Source organism: Actinokineospora baliensis (assembly GCF_016907695.1).
Taxonomy (GTDB): domain Bacteria; phylum Actinomycetota; class Actinomycetes; order Mycobacteriales; family Pseudonocardiaceae; genus Actinokineospora; species Actinokineospora baliensis.
Genome location: NZ_JAFBCK010000001.1, coordinates 3,545,314 through 3,559,443, shown reverse-complemented (window position 1 = coordinate 3,559,443; position 14,130 = coordinate 3,545,314). Strand labels below are relative to the sequence as shown.

Genomic DNA, 14,130 nt, shown 5'->3' with positions numbered 1-14,130 from the left:
TGATGTCACCGTGGCGCCTACCCAGTTGACCGACAGCACCGACCTCCCCTCCGACGCACTGGTGCGGTGGGGCGCCCAAGGCATGCGATCTGGTGTGAGAGCGTGGCGCGACGGAGACGCCGTGGTCGTGGCCTGCCCGGACCTGTCCCGCAGGCACCGGCTCGTCGTGCACGGCACCGGCGGGCGGTTACTCGGCCTCGTGCGCCACGCCCTGGCGATCGTCGGCCGCGACTACCGGCCGATCGGCGACGACGAGGCGGTCACCGAGGTGGTGGCCGAGTTCCCGGACATCGCGCTGCTGGACCGCTTCTGGTGGATGGACACGGTGCACCCGACCGAGGTCGTCGGCACAGCGCGCTGGCTGACCGACGACGCCACCGACGAGGTGCGAACCCTGATCGACAGCGAGTACCCCGGCTCGTACGCCCAGCCGGGCGGCACGGGCGTGCGCCGCTGGGCGGGGGTGCGCGACGAGAGCGGGGAACTCGTCGCGGTGGCCGCCGAGGCGTGGTCGGCCCCGGAGGTCGGGTTCCTGGCCGGGGTGATCACCGCGCCGGCCGCGCGAGGCAGGGGCCACGCCATCGCCGTGTGCGGCCTGACCATCGACACCCTGGTAGCCGAAACCACCCGAGCCGCCCTCATGGTCGACAGCTGGAACGACGCCGCCCGGACTCTCTACACAAAGCTGGGCCTGACCAGCCGCCCCATCGCGGCAGCGGCCCACCGGGCTTGCCTGGACCAACCCCTCCTCTAACACCGGGCGGCGGCCAAGCTGCCCGCAGCGGGCTCCCGGCGGTCGCGGCAACGGCATCCCATTCAGCCGGGGGTGCCACCCGGCACCCACAGCGCCGCTCGGGCGGCACTCGGCGATGCCCGCACCGCACCAGCACGACGACGCCGATCAGCCGTGCCATTAGCCACGGCAACACACCAGGCGGCAGACGAGCACAGCGACAGCACACCGGCCGCTGCCCTAGTGGCGAGCGGCCACCAAACCTGGGCGCCACAAGCTCTCCGCCGTTGCGGCGACACCATCCCCACCAGGCCCAGGCGCCACCCAGCACCCGAACCGCCCGCTCGGCAACACCCGAGACCTGTGGCACCGCCACGGTGGCCTGATCAGCCGCCCCAATCGCCGCAACAGCCCGCTAGTGGCCCGCAGCCACCAACCTCGCCGCAGCAAGCTCGCCGCCACAACAGCGTCCCCGCTGGGCCCGGAATGCCATCCCCAACCCGAGACTGCCTCGGGCGACACCCACCGATGCCCGCACCGGCACAACGGCGCCGATCAGCCGTGCCATCGCCACACCAGTCCGCTGCCGCCCCGGCTGCTCCGACTGCCGCCAAACCCAACCCCAGCAAGCTCTCCACCGTCGCAACCACAACGTCCCCACCAGGCCCAGGATGCCACCCAGCACCCGACGCGACCCGCCTGGCCAGCCACCCCAACCACAGCAACAGCTCGCAGTCCCCTAGTGGCCCGCGGCCACCAAACCCAGCCGCAGCAAGCTTTCCGCTGTCGCGACGACAACGTCCTCATTGGACCTGGGGTGCCACCCCAACACCCGGGATGCCTTCTCGTGCGATACCCGGCGGTGTTTGCCCAGTAGCGGGACGATCGGTCGTAGTGGGCGGTGCATGATCGCCGACAAGCGCACCACCCAGTCGGCGAGGGACTTGGTCGGTACTTGGGCGGCGGCGGGGCCCAGGTGGGATCGCAGGATCTCGGCCATCTCCGGCATGGTGATGTAGTCGCCCGCTGCCGCCAGGAAGCGTTGGCCCGCGGCCTGGGGGGCGATCATGGCCCGGACGTGCAGGTCGGCCACGTCGCGGGCGTCTACCACCGAGGTCGAGAGGCGGGGGAGGCCGGGGAGTTCGCCGTCGAGGAGGCGGCGGATCAGGTCTACTGAGCCCGCGTAGTCGGGGCCGAGGACGGGGCCGAAGATGCCGACCGGGTTGATCACCGACAGCTCCACCGGCGGGGTCTGGGCGAACTCCCAGGCCGCGCGTTCGGCCAGGGTCTTGGACCTGACGTACGGGGTGATCCCCGGGCCGTCGAGGTTGGTCCAGGTCTCCTCGGTGTAGACCCGCTCGGTCCGCGGGTGCCCGTACCCGACGGCGGCGAAGGAGGAGGTCATCACCACCCGCCGCACACCCGCCTCTCCCGCAGACCGCAGCACCCGCAGCGCCCCGTCCCGCGCGGGGCCGACCAGGGCGTCCTCATCCTTGGGCGACCCGGCCGGGAAGGGCGAGGCCACGTGCAGCACGTAGGTGCAGCCCGCGACGGCCTCGCCCCACCCGGCGTCGCCCGTGAGGTCGGCGGCGACGAAGGACAGGTCGCTGTGCGGGTCGACGCCGCCGACCCGGACCATCTCGCGCACGGCGGCCACCCGGTCCAGCGACCGGACCGTGGCGCGCACCCGGTAGCCGTCGGCGAGCAGCCGGACCACCGCGTGCGCGCCGAGGAACCCGGACCCACCGGTCACCAGCACCAGTTCACCAGCCACGACACCCACCGCCCCGTTCGCCCGGTCTCCGACCACCCTCGCACCATCGGCCGGTGATCGCCGCGCACCGCCGGTCAGGCCGCGATCGGCTCCCTGGAGCGGGCCAGCACGTACGAGCAGGCCAGCCCGAGGGCGAGTTCGGCGGCCATCGCACCGAGCAGCGACCCCGACGGGAGGCCGTCGAAGGCGAGGCCGACGACGCGGCCCACGCCGAACGCGAGGTAGAAGCCGGTGCCGAACAGGGCGGCCTGCCTGCTCAGGGCCGGTCTGACCGCGCCTGCGGCGATCACGACCCCGATCGCGAGGATGGCCGCGCCGATGGCCCTGATCTCGCTCAACGCCCCCGCGTCGTGGACGGCGGGCAGCCCGTTGGCCTCGTGGAACGCGGCCGGGGCGAACAACTGCGCGGCACCGATCGCGATGGCGACCAGGCCCGCGAGGCCGAGGACGATCCGGGACACCACCTCAGCCCCCGAACGCTGACGCGCAGAAGTCGGCGAAGTCGCGGGGCTCGCGGCCGAGCGCCTCGCGCACGCCGTCGCTGACCGACGCGTTGCGCCCGTCGAAGACCTCCGCGCAGACCGCGGTGACGACCTCGGCGTACTCCGGGCCCGCGGCCTCGACCAGCGCGGCGTGGAAGTCCTGCAGGGTCACCGGGACGTAGGCGACCTGGCGGCCGGACGCGGCGCTGATCTCGGCGGCGGCCTCGGCGAAGGTGAGCAGGCGGGGACCGGTCACGTCGTAGACCTTGCCCGCGTGCCCGTCCTGGGTGAGGGCGGCGACCACGACGTCGGCGATGTCGTCGGCGTCGATCAGCGGCTCGGCGATGTCCCCGGCGGGCAGCGCGAACGCCCCGTCGAGCACCGAGTCGCGCAGGGCGCCCTCGCTGAAGTTCTGCGCGAACCAGCTGGCCCGCACCACGGTCGCGTCCACAGTGGACTCAAGGACGATCTTCTCGCACACGCCCGCGTTGTGCTCACCCCGGCCCGACAGCAGCACCACCCGGCGCACCCCGGCCTCCGCCGCGAGGGCCACGAAGCGCTCGATGGCCGCGGGGGCGCCGCTCGCGGCCAGGTCGGGGGCGTAGGTCAGGTAGACGGCCTCGGCGCCCGCGAGCGGGCCCGCCCAGGTGTCGGGCTCGGACCAGTCGAACCTCGGGACGGTGCCGCGCGACACGCCGGTCACCTCGAGGTCGAGGCGCTCCAGGCGGCGCAGGACGCGGACGCCGGTCTTGCCGGTGGACCCGATGACGAGAATGGACACGGTCACTCCTCACGGTTGGTTGATGCGTCCAGTCTCTGGGCGGAATCCTGGACGTTCAATGACCTCCAGTCCGCTCTTTTATGCCGATCGTCCAGAACAGCCGGACGGTCGGTTAGAGTGGGCGCATGCCGAGCCCGACCCGCGACATCCCCGGCAGCACCGACCTGCTCGGGGAGGCGCTGCACCTGCTGCGGCTGACCGGCACGCTCTACTGCCGCGCGGAGTTGACGGCGCCGTGGGGCGTGGACGTGCCCGAGTTGAGCGAGTACATGATCCTGCAGGTCGTGACCGCCGGGGAGGCGTGGCTCGAGGTCGAGGGCGACGCGCCCGTCCGGCTCCCGCAGGGCAGCCTCACGCTGCTGCCGCACGGCTCCCGGCACCGGCTGCGCAGCGCCCCCGACGCGCCGACCGAGCCGCTGTTCGACCTGGCCGTGACCCGGATCAGCGAGCGGTTCGAGACGATGACCTACGGCGGTGGCGGCGCGCCCAGCCAGGTGACCTACGCGGTGATGCGCTTCGACCACGTCGCGGCGCACCGGCTGCTCGCGCAACTGCCCGCGGTCCTGCACCTGCGGTCCCTCGACGACGACTGGGTGCACAGCACGCTCAACCTGATCACCAGGGAGGCCCAGGCGCCCCGGCCGGGCGGCGAGACCGTCCTCACCAGACTCGCCGACGTCCTGGTGATCCAGTCCATCCGCGCCTGGCTCGACACCGCTCCGGAAGCCCGCCGCGGCTGGCTCGCCGCGCTGCGCGACGACCAGGTAGGCCGGGCGTTGCTGGCCGTGCACCGCGCGCCGGAGCGGCCGTGGACGGTGGGGTCGCTGGCCGCCGCGGTGGGCATGTCGCGCTCGGCGTTCTCCGCCCGGTTCACCGAACTAGTGGGCGAGCCGGTGATGCGCTACCTGGCGGGGTGGCGCCTGCAGCAGGCCCGGTTGCACCTCGGCGAGACCACCGAACCGCTGCACGCGGTCGCCCGCCGCTTCGGCTACACCTCCGAGGCCGCGTTCTGCCGGGCCTTCAAGCGGGAGTTCGACATCGCCCCCGGCGCGGCCCGCCACCGGCCCCGGACCGTCCTACCGGGACAGATGACCGGCTGAGACGCCGAACGGCCGGACCCCCGCGAGGGGATCCGGCCGCTCGGGCTGGGAGGGCGCCCAGATCAGAGGTGGAACCGGCTGACCTGGCTCTGCAGCTCAGCCGAGAGCCGCGACAGGTCGTCGAGGACGTCGGTGGTCTTGGTGACCGTGCCGGTGGTGTTGCCCGCGCTCTCCGCGACGCCACCGATGTTGGCGGCGATCTCGGAGACACCGGCCGAGGCCTCGCCGACGTTGCGGTTCATCTCGGTGGTGGTGGCGGTCTGCTCCTCCACCGCGGAGGCGATGGTCAGCTGGAAGTCGTTGATCCGACCGATGATCTCGGAGATCTCGTCGATCGCGTTCACCGCGTTCGCCGTGTCCGCCTGGATCATCTCCACCCGACGCGAAATGTCCTCAGTGGCCTTCGCCGTCTCCTGGGCCAGGTCCTTGACCTCGTTGGCGACGACGGCGAAGCCCTTACCAGCGTCACCGGCGCGCGCGGCCTCGATGGTCGCATTGAGCGCCAGCAGGTTGGTCTGCTCGGCGATCGAGGTGATGACCTTGACCACGTTGCCGATCTCCATCGACGACTCACCCAGCTTGGCGACCGTCCCGTTGGTCGCCGCGGCGACCGACACGGCCTGACCGGCCACACCAGCGGCCTCGTTCGCCGACTGCGCGATCTCCTTGATCGACGCCGACATCTCATCCGCACCCGTCGCCACGGTCTGCACGTTGCGCGCCACCTGGTCCGCCGCGGCGGTCACGACACCGGCCTGGGCGGAGGTCTCCTCGGCGGAGGCGGTGACCTGGGTGGACATCTCGGCCATCTGCTGGGTGGAGGCCTTCAGCGAGCCGACACCGCGGGAGATGGTGCCGACGATGGCCCGGGTGCCGTCGGTGGCCTTGTTGAGCGCGGCGGCCATCCGGCCGACCTCGTCCTTGGAGCGGACCTCGACCCGCTGGGTGAGGTCGCCGTCGGCCACGGCCTCCAGCGCGGCGGAGAGCCCGCGCATCGGCTTGGTGATCGAGCGGGTGATCAGCACGCCGACGCCGAAGCTGACGACCAGGCCGACACCGAGCAGGACCACGGCGATGGCGATGCTGCTGTCGCGCTCGGCGCTGACCGACTCGATCTCCTTGAGCGTGCGCTGGCGCTCGGCCTCGAGCATGCGGGCGGAGACCTCGTTGAACTTGACCAGCAGCGGCAGGGCCTCGGTGTAGAAGGCCTGCACGCCGGTCGCGGCGTCACCGCTCATCGCGGCGGGCATGACCTTTTCGCCGAGGACCTTGCCGAACGCGGCGCTGGCGGCGTTCCACTCGTCGATCAGCTTCTGGTCGAAGGTGCCGCGCTTCTGGTAGCTCTCGTAGGCGGCGAAGGACACGTCGATCTTGGCGTTGGCCTCGGCGAGGATCTTCTGCGCCTCGGCCGGGTCGCCGATCGCGGTGGCCATCAGCATGTACAGGGTGCCGCCGGAACCCGCGGAGTTCAGCGTGTTCAGGTCGGTCAGCGCGGCCACGTTGTTGTCGATGCGCTTGGTGGCGTCCGCGGCGGAGTTCAGCGCGAAGACGCCGACGAGGCCGACCGCGATGGTGACCAGCGTCGAGAGGACCACGACGGAGAGGATCTTCGTGGTCAGGGAGCGGTTGGCGAACACCCCTCGCACGCCCCCAGGGCCCGTCGTCACGGGATCTTCGGTGGTCGATTGGGTCATAGCCGTCGCGCCCTTCGTCGAGGTCCTGCCGCGTGGCGCCGCTCGAGCACCACCGGGTTCCGGCGGCGGCGAGCATGGCCAACCCGCGTTGGTTCCAGCATCACCGGTCCTCATCGACGCACCCGAGCTGCACCTGACCAAATCGGACCGCCCGTTCGAGTGAGAATCGCGCGGCGCCCGGGTTGTCGCCTGATCAGGTCATACAGGTTTCCCCCACAGGCGGGACGTGCTGTGGTGAGCGGACGGGTCGGCCGACCCGCTACCCCCGGCGAGAGGAGCCGTCGATGAGTCCGGACTCCCCCATGACGATGGTCCTACCCGAACAGCAGGTCCGCGAACGGGTGCACCGGCTCGTGCCGGAGCTGTGGGGAACGCTGGCCGACCTGGTCCGGCACCGGTCCGTCGCGGCCAACCCGGACCCGCCGCTGGCGGTCACCGCGCAGACGATCGCCGAGCTGTTCCAGCGGGCCGGGCTGAGCTCGGCGCGGGTGGAGACGATCACCCACGGCGACCGGACCTCCGCGCCGCTGGTGCTCGCCGACGAGGTCGCGCACGCCGGGGTCACCACCGTGCTGCTCTACGGGCACTACGACGTGCAGCCCGCGGACATCACGCAGTGGACGACCAAGCCGTTCGAGCCCATCGAGAAGATGGACGAGCACCACGACATGCGCCTCTACGGGCGCGGCGCGGCCGACGACAAGTCCGGTGTGGTCATGCACCTCGGCGCGATCAAGGCGCTGCGCGGGGACCGCGGCCAGATCCCGCTCAACATCAAGCTCGTGCTCGAGGGCGAGGAGGAGTCCGGGACCAGCGTGCTGGAGCAGCACCTGGCGGCCAACCCCGACGACCCCCGGTTCAAGGCCGACCTGGTCATCATCGCCGACACCGGCAACGTCGAACGCGGCGCGCCGACGCTGACCGAGACGCTGCGCGGCATCATCGCCGCCGACGTCGTGGTGGAGACCCTGTCGACGAAGGTGCACAGCGGCATGTACGGCGGCCCGGTGCCGGACGCGTTCATGGCGCTGGTGCAGATCCTGGCCTCGCTGCAGGACCCCAAGACCGGGGACGTGGCGATCCCGGGCCTGACCCAGTACGACCACACCTGGCCGACGGTGTCGGAGGCGACCTACCGGCGCGACGCCGGGGTGCTGCCCGCGACCAGCCTGATCGGGTCCGGCACGATCGCCAAGCTGCTCTACGGCAAGCCGTCGATCAACGTGGTCGGGCTCAGCGGGCTGCCGCTGGTCAGCGGCGCGCAGAACGTGCTGTGCCCGAAGGCGAAGGCCAAGATCAGCATGCGGCTGGCGCCCAACCAGGACCCGGACGAGGCCTACGCGCTGCTGGAGAGCCACATCATGTCCGCGGCGCCGTGGGGCCTCAAGCCGTCGGTGAAGCGGACCGCGTCCGGCTCCGGGTTCATCGCCTCGACGACCGGGGAGCACAGCCGGGTGATCGAGCGGGCGCTGCTGGAGGCCTACCACGCGAGCACGGTGGCCAAGGCGGGCCAGGGCGGGTCGATCCCGCTGGTCAGCGCGTTCCAGGCGGCCAACCCGGAAGCCGACATCGTGCTGTGGGGCTGCGAGGAGCCGGTCGCGCACGCGCACGGCGCCGACGAGAGCGTGAGCCAGTCCGAACTGGAGCACATGACCCTCGCCGAGGCGCTGCTGCTGCAGTCGGTGATGAGCCCGATCCCGATCCAGTCCAGCTAGTGGCTTAGAACAGCAGGGCGGCCAGCAGCGGGCCGAACGCGCCGCCGAGCTGGAAGAACAGCGAGTACAGGCCCACCGCCACCGGGCGGTGGGCCTGGCTCAGCCGCTCGGTGCCAATGATCATCAGGCCCGCCTGCGCGGACACCATGGCCAGCACGGCCAGGCCGAGGCCGGTGATGGGCAGCACCGGGTCGAGGTGCACCAGCTCGCCGAAGGCCTGGGCGATCGCGGCGAGCACCAGCACCGCGGCCAGCACCCGGCGGCGGCCGAACCGCTCGAAGTTGGCGGCGAGGACCATCGACAGCGCCGAGCCCGCCAGCAGCACGACGAGCTGGGCGATGCCGATGTCCAGCGGGTCCCAGTCGGCGCCGCGCAGCTCGGCCGGTACCCGGTAGAGCAGGAAGAAGTAGCCGACCGACAGCACCAGGATCAGCGCGCACGACAGCAGGTAGCGCCTGCTGCGGACCAGCTCGACCGGCACGAACCCGTCGGGCTTGGCGCGGATCCAGAGCACGAGCGGCACCAGCGTCACGACCACCATCACGGCGGCGACGGAGAACCTCGTGCTGAGCACGAGAGCGAGCACGAGCCCCAGGAACAAGAAGGCACCCACGGTGTCGAACTTGACGCGCGCCGGGGCCGCCGCGGGCAACTGCCGAACCACGAACGGCACCGCGATCAACGCCACCGCCCCCACCGCCAACGCGACGTGCCAGGACGACACCGAGGCCACCTTCAGCCCCACCACCGGCCCCAGCGCCCCACCGACCCCCGCCCCCGCGGTCACCAACCCGGCCCGCGCGACCGTCCCCGCCGCGTTGATCGCGACCACCATCAACCCGCTACCGCCAACCCCCTGCACCGCCCGCCCCACCACCAACCACGGCAACGTCGGCGCGACGAGCACGAGGGCGATGCCGAGCAGGAAGACCACCGCGCTGGTGATCAACGCGCCCCGAGCCCCCCGCCCCCGGATGAAGTGCCCCGCCAACGGCGTCCCCACGGCCAACCCCAGCCCGAAAGCCGTGATCACCCAAGCCACCGCCACGACGGACGTACCGAGCCCCGTCGCCAACTCCCCGAACAACAACCCCGGCGAGTTGTTGGCCATAGCGATCGGCGCCGCCAACAGCGGCAACCACCCCGCCGACACCGTCGTCCCCACCCTCGGCGGCGCAAGCGCGGTCATCGGTCGCCCCCAGCCCTCATAGTCGCCTCAACACCCCAATCGGCGGCGATGATGGCCAACCACGAGAACCGGAGCTGTGAGCTCCAGCACCAGAGCCCCCGCTGGCCCGACGCGTCGCGTCGGGCCAGCCCCCGTGCAGGCGTTCAGCCCTCGCCAGACAGCCACCGCAAGGAGCTCGACGGGCAACCGCTACTTCGCTGGCACACAAACCGCCTGCTCCCGCCGTGACCGCCGCGGGAGCCTGTCGAGCGCCTCAGTGGCGAGGTCGAGGAACTCACGGAGCGCGTCACCCGTGAAAGTGATCATCTGCCCCCCGCTCACGCGCCCACCGAAAGTGCGGTCAGGTTGGCGTAGACGTCAACAGTCAGATGAGACATCACTAGGACCTTGCTGGTCCGTCATACGAAACAGCCGGAACTCGGCGGGTGGATCACGTGGCGTACCTCGCGGACGCCACGTTCCGTGCCTGAACAGCATGTTCGCGCTCACCGGTGCGTCCTCATCCGGTGGTGGATGGGGAAGTCATGGCATCGCGACGGCGGGCGTTGGCATTGCGCAGGGTTGCCAGGGGGTTCACTCAGGAGTCGTTGGCCGCCGTGCTCGGGGTCGAGCGGTCGACGGTTGCCCGTTGGGAGCATGGCGGACAAGCGCCTCAGCCGTCAGCCAGACTGAGGTTGGCCGCTGCTCTTGAGTTGTCCCTAGACGCGGTGGTCGACTTGATCGATGGTCCGGCTCGATCGACTTCGCCGACGCCGGACGGGTCGGCGGGGTTGTCACAGGAGAGGGAAGATCCCGTGCGTCGACGTGAGGCCCTGGGCGTGGGTGCCGGGTTGTTGGCCTCCGGGCTGGTCCACCGCGAGGTCACCGCGGTGAGACCCACTGCCATCCCCACCCGCGTGAGCGAGCACGACGTCGACCTTGTTCGCACCCTCACCAGCGAGTTCGCCCGGATGTCCAACAGGTTCGGGGGCTCGCTGACCCGGGACGCGATCCACGCGCAGCTCAACTACGCGAACGGTCTGCTCGGCGCACAGTGCGGCAGCAGGGTCCGTGCCGACCTCACCGCCGCTGTCGCCCATCTCGCCCACACGGCGGGGTTCGCCAGCTTCGACACCGAGCAGCACGAGGACGCGCGGAGGCTGTTCCTCTTCGGGCTTCGATGTGCCGAAGACAGCGGGGATTGGTTGATGTGGGCCAAGATCCTCTCCAGTGCGGCGCGGCAGGAGATCTGGGACAAACACCCGCACGAGGGCCTGTTGAAGGCCGACTACGGGCTCACCAGGGCGCGACAACTGACTCCAGGCCTGCGGACCATCCTGCACCTCGCCCGAGCCAGGGCGCTGGCGAAGATGAAGCGTGACGGCGAGGCTCGAGCGGCCGTCGACGCCGCTGACAGGGAGTTCGAGCGGGTTCGCCCCGCAGACGAGCCCGGGTGGATGCGCTACCACGACGCCGCACAGCACCAGGGTGACAGTGGGCACGCGTTGTTCGACTTGGCGCTGGAAGGGTCTACCGGAGGTGGGCACGCCGCAGACCGGCTGCACGCCGCGGTCGTCGGTCACCACCCCCACTACGCTCGGTCGATCACCATGTCCCAGCTCAAGCTCGCCTCGTTGCGGATGGCGGTCGGTGATCCCGACGAAGCGGCCCAGGTGGGTGGCAGCGCCATGCGAAACCTCGTGCACCTCCGGTCGGCACGCGCGACGAAGGACCTCGCCGAACTCGCCCGCTACTGCGTTCCCCATCGGAGCAATCCCGCGGTGGCGGTGCTCCACGACCGAATCCGCGAGGTAGCGCGTTCCGCGTGAAGCCCCCTTGGTGGCACGCTTCGGTGTTGCGCGCGTGCGCTCGACTTCGTCTAGCGCCGGGTCGCGTCACACTTCTGCGAGAGGCCGAGAACACGGTGGTGCGCCTGGCCGACGGCTGGGTCGTGCGGATCGGTGCGTTCGGCACACAGGACAGCGCCTGCCGCCAGCTCGCTGTGGCGCGGTGGCTCGCGGAGGTCGGGGTACCGGCGGTCGAGGCCCATCCGGACCCCGATCAGCCCGTTGTCGTCGATGGGCGACCGGTCACGGTCTGGCGTGAACTGCCTGACCACCGCCGAGGGCGCCCGCGCGAGATCGCCAACGCGTTGCGTTCCCTGCACGACCAACCGATTCCGGGCGGGCTGGGTCTACTCCCCCTCAACCCGGTCGCGGGTCTGTCGGATCGCGTTGACGCCGCCCACACCCTCACTGAGAGTGATCGGGGCTGGCTCCGCGACCGGATCACCCGACTCGCGGGCGACTACGCCGATCTTCCGCGTGGACTGCCCCACCGCGTCCTGCACGGCGACGCCTGGCCCGGCAACATCGTCACAACCACGACCGGTGTGCCCACCACCCTGCTCATCGACCTCGAACGGGTCAGCGTGGGACCACCCGAATGGGACCTGGTCTCCACGGCGATCAAGCGTTTCTCGTTCGGCACGATCACCGGCGACGAGTACGCCGAGTTCACCGGGGGCTACGGCCACGACGTCACGAACTGGCCCGGTTACCGCCTACTCCGGGACCTGCGGGAAACGCGGATGACCTGCTGGCTCGCCGCCCGCGCCGCTCGCGATGCCGACCTGCACCGGGAGGCGGGCCATCGGATCGCATGCCTGCGGGGACTGCACGGTCCACGCCCCTGGACCTGGGCCTCAACCGGCTGATGAAGCCCAGCCCCGTCGCCAACTCCCCGAACAACAACCCCGGCGCGTCAGAGCACGGGGAGCAGGAGCCCGTGTTCGGCGGTGGGGCGGGGACCGGTGATCCGGCGGTCGCGTTCGTCGATGGGCAGGTCGTTGATGCTGGCCTCGCGGCGGCGGTTGCGGCCGTCGGGGGCGAACTCCCAGAGTTCGTTGCCGTAGGAGCGCCACCACTGGCCGGTGATGTCCTGGCACTCGTACTGGAAGCGGACGCCGATGCGGTTGCCGCGGAAGCCCCAGAGTTCCTTGCGGAGGGCGTAGTCGCGTTCGGTGTCCCACTTCTCCTGCAGGAAGGCCACGATCTCGGCGTGGCCGGTGAGCAGCCGGTCCCGGTTGCGCCACAGCGAGTCCGGTGTGTAGGCGCGGGCGACCCGCTCGGGGTCGCGGGTGTTCCACAGGTCCTCGGCGGCCTGCACCTTCTGGGCGGCGGTCTCGGCGGTGAACGGCGGTACGAGCGGCACGGCGGCTCCCATGGTGGAGAACGAGCGTTCTCCGGCTACCGTAGAGAACGACCGTTCTCCGCCGCAAGGGGGCACCGTGGACGTGGCCGAGGCCACCGGGCGACTGCTGGACACCGCCGAGCGGCTGTTCTACGAGCGCGGCGTGCACAACGTGGGCATGGACGACCTGCGGTCCACCGCGGGGGTGTCGCTGAAACGGCTGTACCAGTGCTTCCCGTCGAAGGAGGACCTGGTCGTCGCGTACCTCCGGCGGCGGCACGCCCGGTGGATGGGGTCACTGCGCGCGTACGTCGCCGAGCACGGGCAGGACGTCCTCGCGGTGTTCGACTGGCTCGACCGGTGGTTCCGGGAACCGGGGTTCCGCGGGTGCGCGTTCGTCAACTCGGTCGGCGAGCTCGGGGCGACCTGCCCGGCCGTTGTCGCCGTGGCGCTGGAGCACAAGGAGGCACTACGGGCCTACTTGGCGGAATTGGCCGACGAGACCGGGATCGCGAGCAGCCACTTGGCGCTGCTCGTCGAAGGGGCGATCTCGATGGCGGCGGTGGGTGGAGATCCCTCCGCGGCCCAGCACGCGCGCCGGGCCGCGGAGGGGGCGCTCAGCTAGAAGCGCGCAGGCGCAGGCCCTTGTCGCCGTTGGTGAGGGTGAGGGTTTGGCCTTCGATGGTGTACTCGGTGGCTTGGCCGAGGACGGCGACGATGGTGTTCTCGACTTCGGAGGTGCCGTCGGCGCAGGCCATCTTGGTGAGCAGGGGCGGGTCGAACTTCAGGGTCGACCCGGCGATCGTGTAGGTGGCGGTGCCGCTGTTGCAGCCGGTCTGGATGTCGACGCGGTCGGCGGCGAAGGTCAGGGAGGCCTTGCCCGCGTCGGGGTTGGAGGCGGCGGTTTCCCCGGCCAGCAGGGAGTCCACGGTCCACTTGGGACCGGCGAGGGCGGCCTTCTTGGGCTCGGTCAACACCAGCTCCGTCTCCGCCGACGCCAGGGTCAGCTTGTCGCCGTCGAGGCGCCAGGTCGGTTTGGCCTCCAGCAGCTTGGCCAGCCACTGGTCCTGGTCGTGCAGCGGGGCGTCGCAGGCCATCTCGGTGATGCTCAGCTCGCCGGGCTGCAGGGTGCCGCCGGAGAACGACACGGTGCCGCCGATGGTGTTGCAGCCCGCGTTGGCGGTCAGCCTGCCGTCCTCGTGGAAGTTCAGGCTGACCGACGAGCCGGGCACCAGGGCGTGCGGGGCGCCCTTGTCGGTGGCGGAGTTCGCCGTGAAGGTCTTGCCGGACGGGGTGGGCCCGCTCTGCGGGGGCTCCCCCTGCTTCGCGGGCGTGGTGCCACCCTGGGCGCACCCCGCGAGGGCGAGCAGGGCGACCAGCGTCGAGGTCAGCAGTCGTGTGCGCATGTCAGGGGGACGGAGCCCACGGCCCGGCGGGTTGTCCGGATCGCGCGGATTCACCATCCCAGTTGCCGGCAAATCGGACGACTCG

14 protein-coding genes are annotated in these 14,130 nt (G+C 71.1%); 7 read left to right on the top strand and 7 right to left on the bottom strand.

All coding sequences use genetic code 11. From position 1 onward, the window contains the following. The first annotated feature begins 10 nt into the window (after positions 1 to 10). Entirely contained in the window at positions 11 to 754 is a 744-nt protein-coding gene (locus JOD54_RS35550; protein ID WP_204451447.1) for a GNAT family N-acetyltransferase, read from the top strand. A gap of 718 nt (positions 755 to 1,472) precedes the next feature. On the opposite strand, the gene JOD54_RS16865 is transcribed toward JOD54_RS35550, so the two are convergent. The 3 genes from JOD54_RS16865 to JOD54_RS16855 all read right to left on the bottom strand — a co-directional run bounded on the left by JOD54_RS16865 (position 1,473) and on the right by JOD54_RS16855 (position 3,770). Continuing rightward, the gene (locus JOD54_RS16865) at positions 1,473 to 2,507 is read right to left on the bottom strand and encodes an SDR family oxidoreductase (RefSeq protein ID WP_204451446.1); all 1,035 of its coding nucleotides are present in this window, start codon (positions 2,505 to 2,507) and stop codon (positions 1,473 to 1,475) included. Between the two features lie 74 nt (positions 2,508 to 2,581). Next, positions 2,582 to 2,968, bottom strand: a complete 387-nt coding sequence (locus JOD54_RS16860; protein ID WP_204451445.1) for a DUF4345 domain-containing protein — start codon at positions 2,966 to 2,968, stop codon at positions 2,582 to 2,584. A 4-nt stretch (positions 2,969 to 2,972) separates the two neighbouring features. Next, positions 2,973 to 3,770, bottom strand: a complete 798-nt coding sequence (locus JOD54_RS16855; protein WP_307860117.1) for a Rossmann-fold NAD(P)-binding domain-containing protein — start codon at positions 3,768 to 3,770, stop codon at positions 2,973 to 2,975. A 125-nt stretch (positions 3,771 to 3,895) separates the two neighbouring features. Here JOD54_RS16855 and JOD54_RS16850 point away from each other — a divergent pair, with 125 nt between their 5' ends. Beyond that, on the top strand, positions 3,896 to 4,870 hold the full coding sequence (locus JOD54_RS16850; RefSeq protein ID WP_204451443.1) for an AraC family transcriptional regulator: 975 nt from the start codon (positions 3,896 to 3,898) through the stop codon (positions 4,868 to 4,870). A 62-nt stretch (positions 4,871 to 4,932) separates the two neighbouring features. On the opposite strand, the gene JOD54_RS16845 is transcribed toward JOD54_RS16850, so the two are convergent. Further along, complete coding sequence (locus JOD54_RS16845; protein ID WP_204451442.1) at positions 4,933 to 6,516, bottom strand: methyl-accepting chemotaxis protein; 1,584 nt, start codon at positions 6,514 to 6,516, stop codon at positions 4,933 to 4,935. Between the two features lie 31 nt (positions 6,517 to 6,547). On the opposite strand from JOD54_RS16845, the gene JOD54_RS16840 reads away from it, so the two are divergent. Continuing rightward, the gene (locus JOD54_RS16840) at positions 6,548 to 6,727 is read left to right on the top strand and encodes a hypothetical protein (protein WP_204451441.1); all 180 of its coding nucleotides are present in this window, start codon (positions 6,548 to 6,550) and stop codon (positions 6,725 to 6,727) included. Between the two features lie 121 nt (positions 6,728 to 6,848). Then, positions 6,849 to 8,279, top strand: a complete 1,431-nt coding sequence (locus tag JOD54_RS16835) for a M20/M25/M40 family metallo-hydrolase (protein ID WP_204451440.1) — start codon at positions 6,849 to 6,851, stop codon at positions 8,277 to 8,279. A 4-nt stretch (positions 8,280 to 8,283) separates the two neighbouring features. On the opposite strand, the gene JOD54_RS16830 is transcribed toward JOD54_RS16835, so the two are convergent. After that, positions 8,284 to 9,468 (bottom strand): MFS transporter, encoded by a 1,185-nt coding sequence (locus JOD54_RS16830; protein WP_204451439.1) that lies wholly within the window; start codon positions 9,466 to 9,468, stop codon positions 8,284 to 8,286. 524 nt (positions 9,469 to 9,992) lie between these two features. On the opposite strand from JOD54_RS16830, the gene JOD54_RS16825 reads away from it, so the two are divergent. Next, entirely contained in the window at positions 9,993 to 11,276 is a 1,284-nt protein-coding gene (locus tag JOD54_RS16825) for a helix-turn-helix domain-containing protein (protein ID WP_204451438.1), read from the top strand. Continuing rightward, positions 11,273 to 12,163 (top strand): phosphotransferase, encoded by an 891-nt coding sequence (locus JOD54_RS16820; protein WP_307860116.1) that lies wholly within the window; start codon positions 11,273 to 11,275, stop codon positions 12,161 to 12,163. Before JOD54_RS16825 ends, JOD54_RS16820 begins: the two co-directional genes overlap by 4 nt. A gap of 47 nt (positions 12,164 to 12,210) precedes the next feature. On the opposite strand, the gene JOD54_RS16815 is transcribed toward JOD54_RS16820, so the two are convergent. Next, positions 12,211 to 12,660: a nuclear transport factor 2 family protein gene (locus tag JOD54_RS16815; RefSeq protein WP_307860115.1), complete on the bottom strand. Its 450-nt coding sequence runs from the start codon at positions 12,658 to 12,660 to the stop codon at positions 12,211 to 12,213. Between the two features lie 76 nt (positions 12,661 to 12,736). Between JOD54_RS16815 and JOD54_RS16810 the strand changes: the two genes are divergently transcribed. Then, positions 12,737 to 13,264: a TetR/AcrR family transcriptional regulator gene (locus JOD54_RS16810; RefSeq protein ID WP_204451435.1), complete on the top strand. Its 528-nt coding sequence runs from the start codon at positions 12,737 to 12,739 to the stop codon at positions 13,262 to 13,264. Here the strand turns inward: JOD54_RS16810 and JOD54_RS16805 are convergent. Continuing rightward, positions 13,257 to 14,045: an META domain-containing protein gene (locus JOD54_RS16805; protein WP_204451434.1), complete on the bottom strand. Its 789-nt coding sequence runs from the start codon at positions 14,043 to 14,045 to the stop codon at positions 13,257 to 13,259. The two genes, JOD54_RS16810 and JOD54_RS16805, sit on opposite strands and share 8 nt — an antisense overlap. Between the last annotated feature and the right edge of the window lie 85 nt (positions 14,046 to 14,130).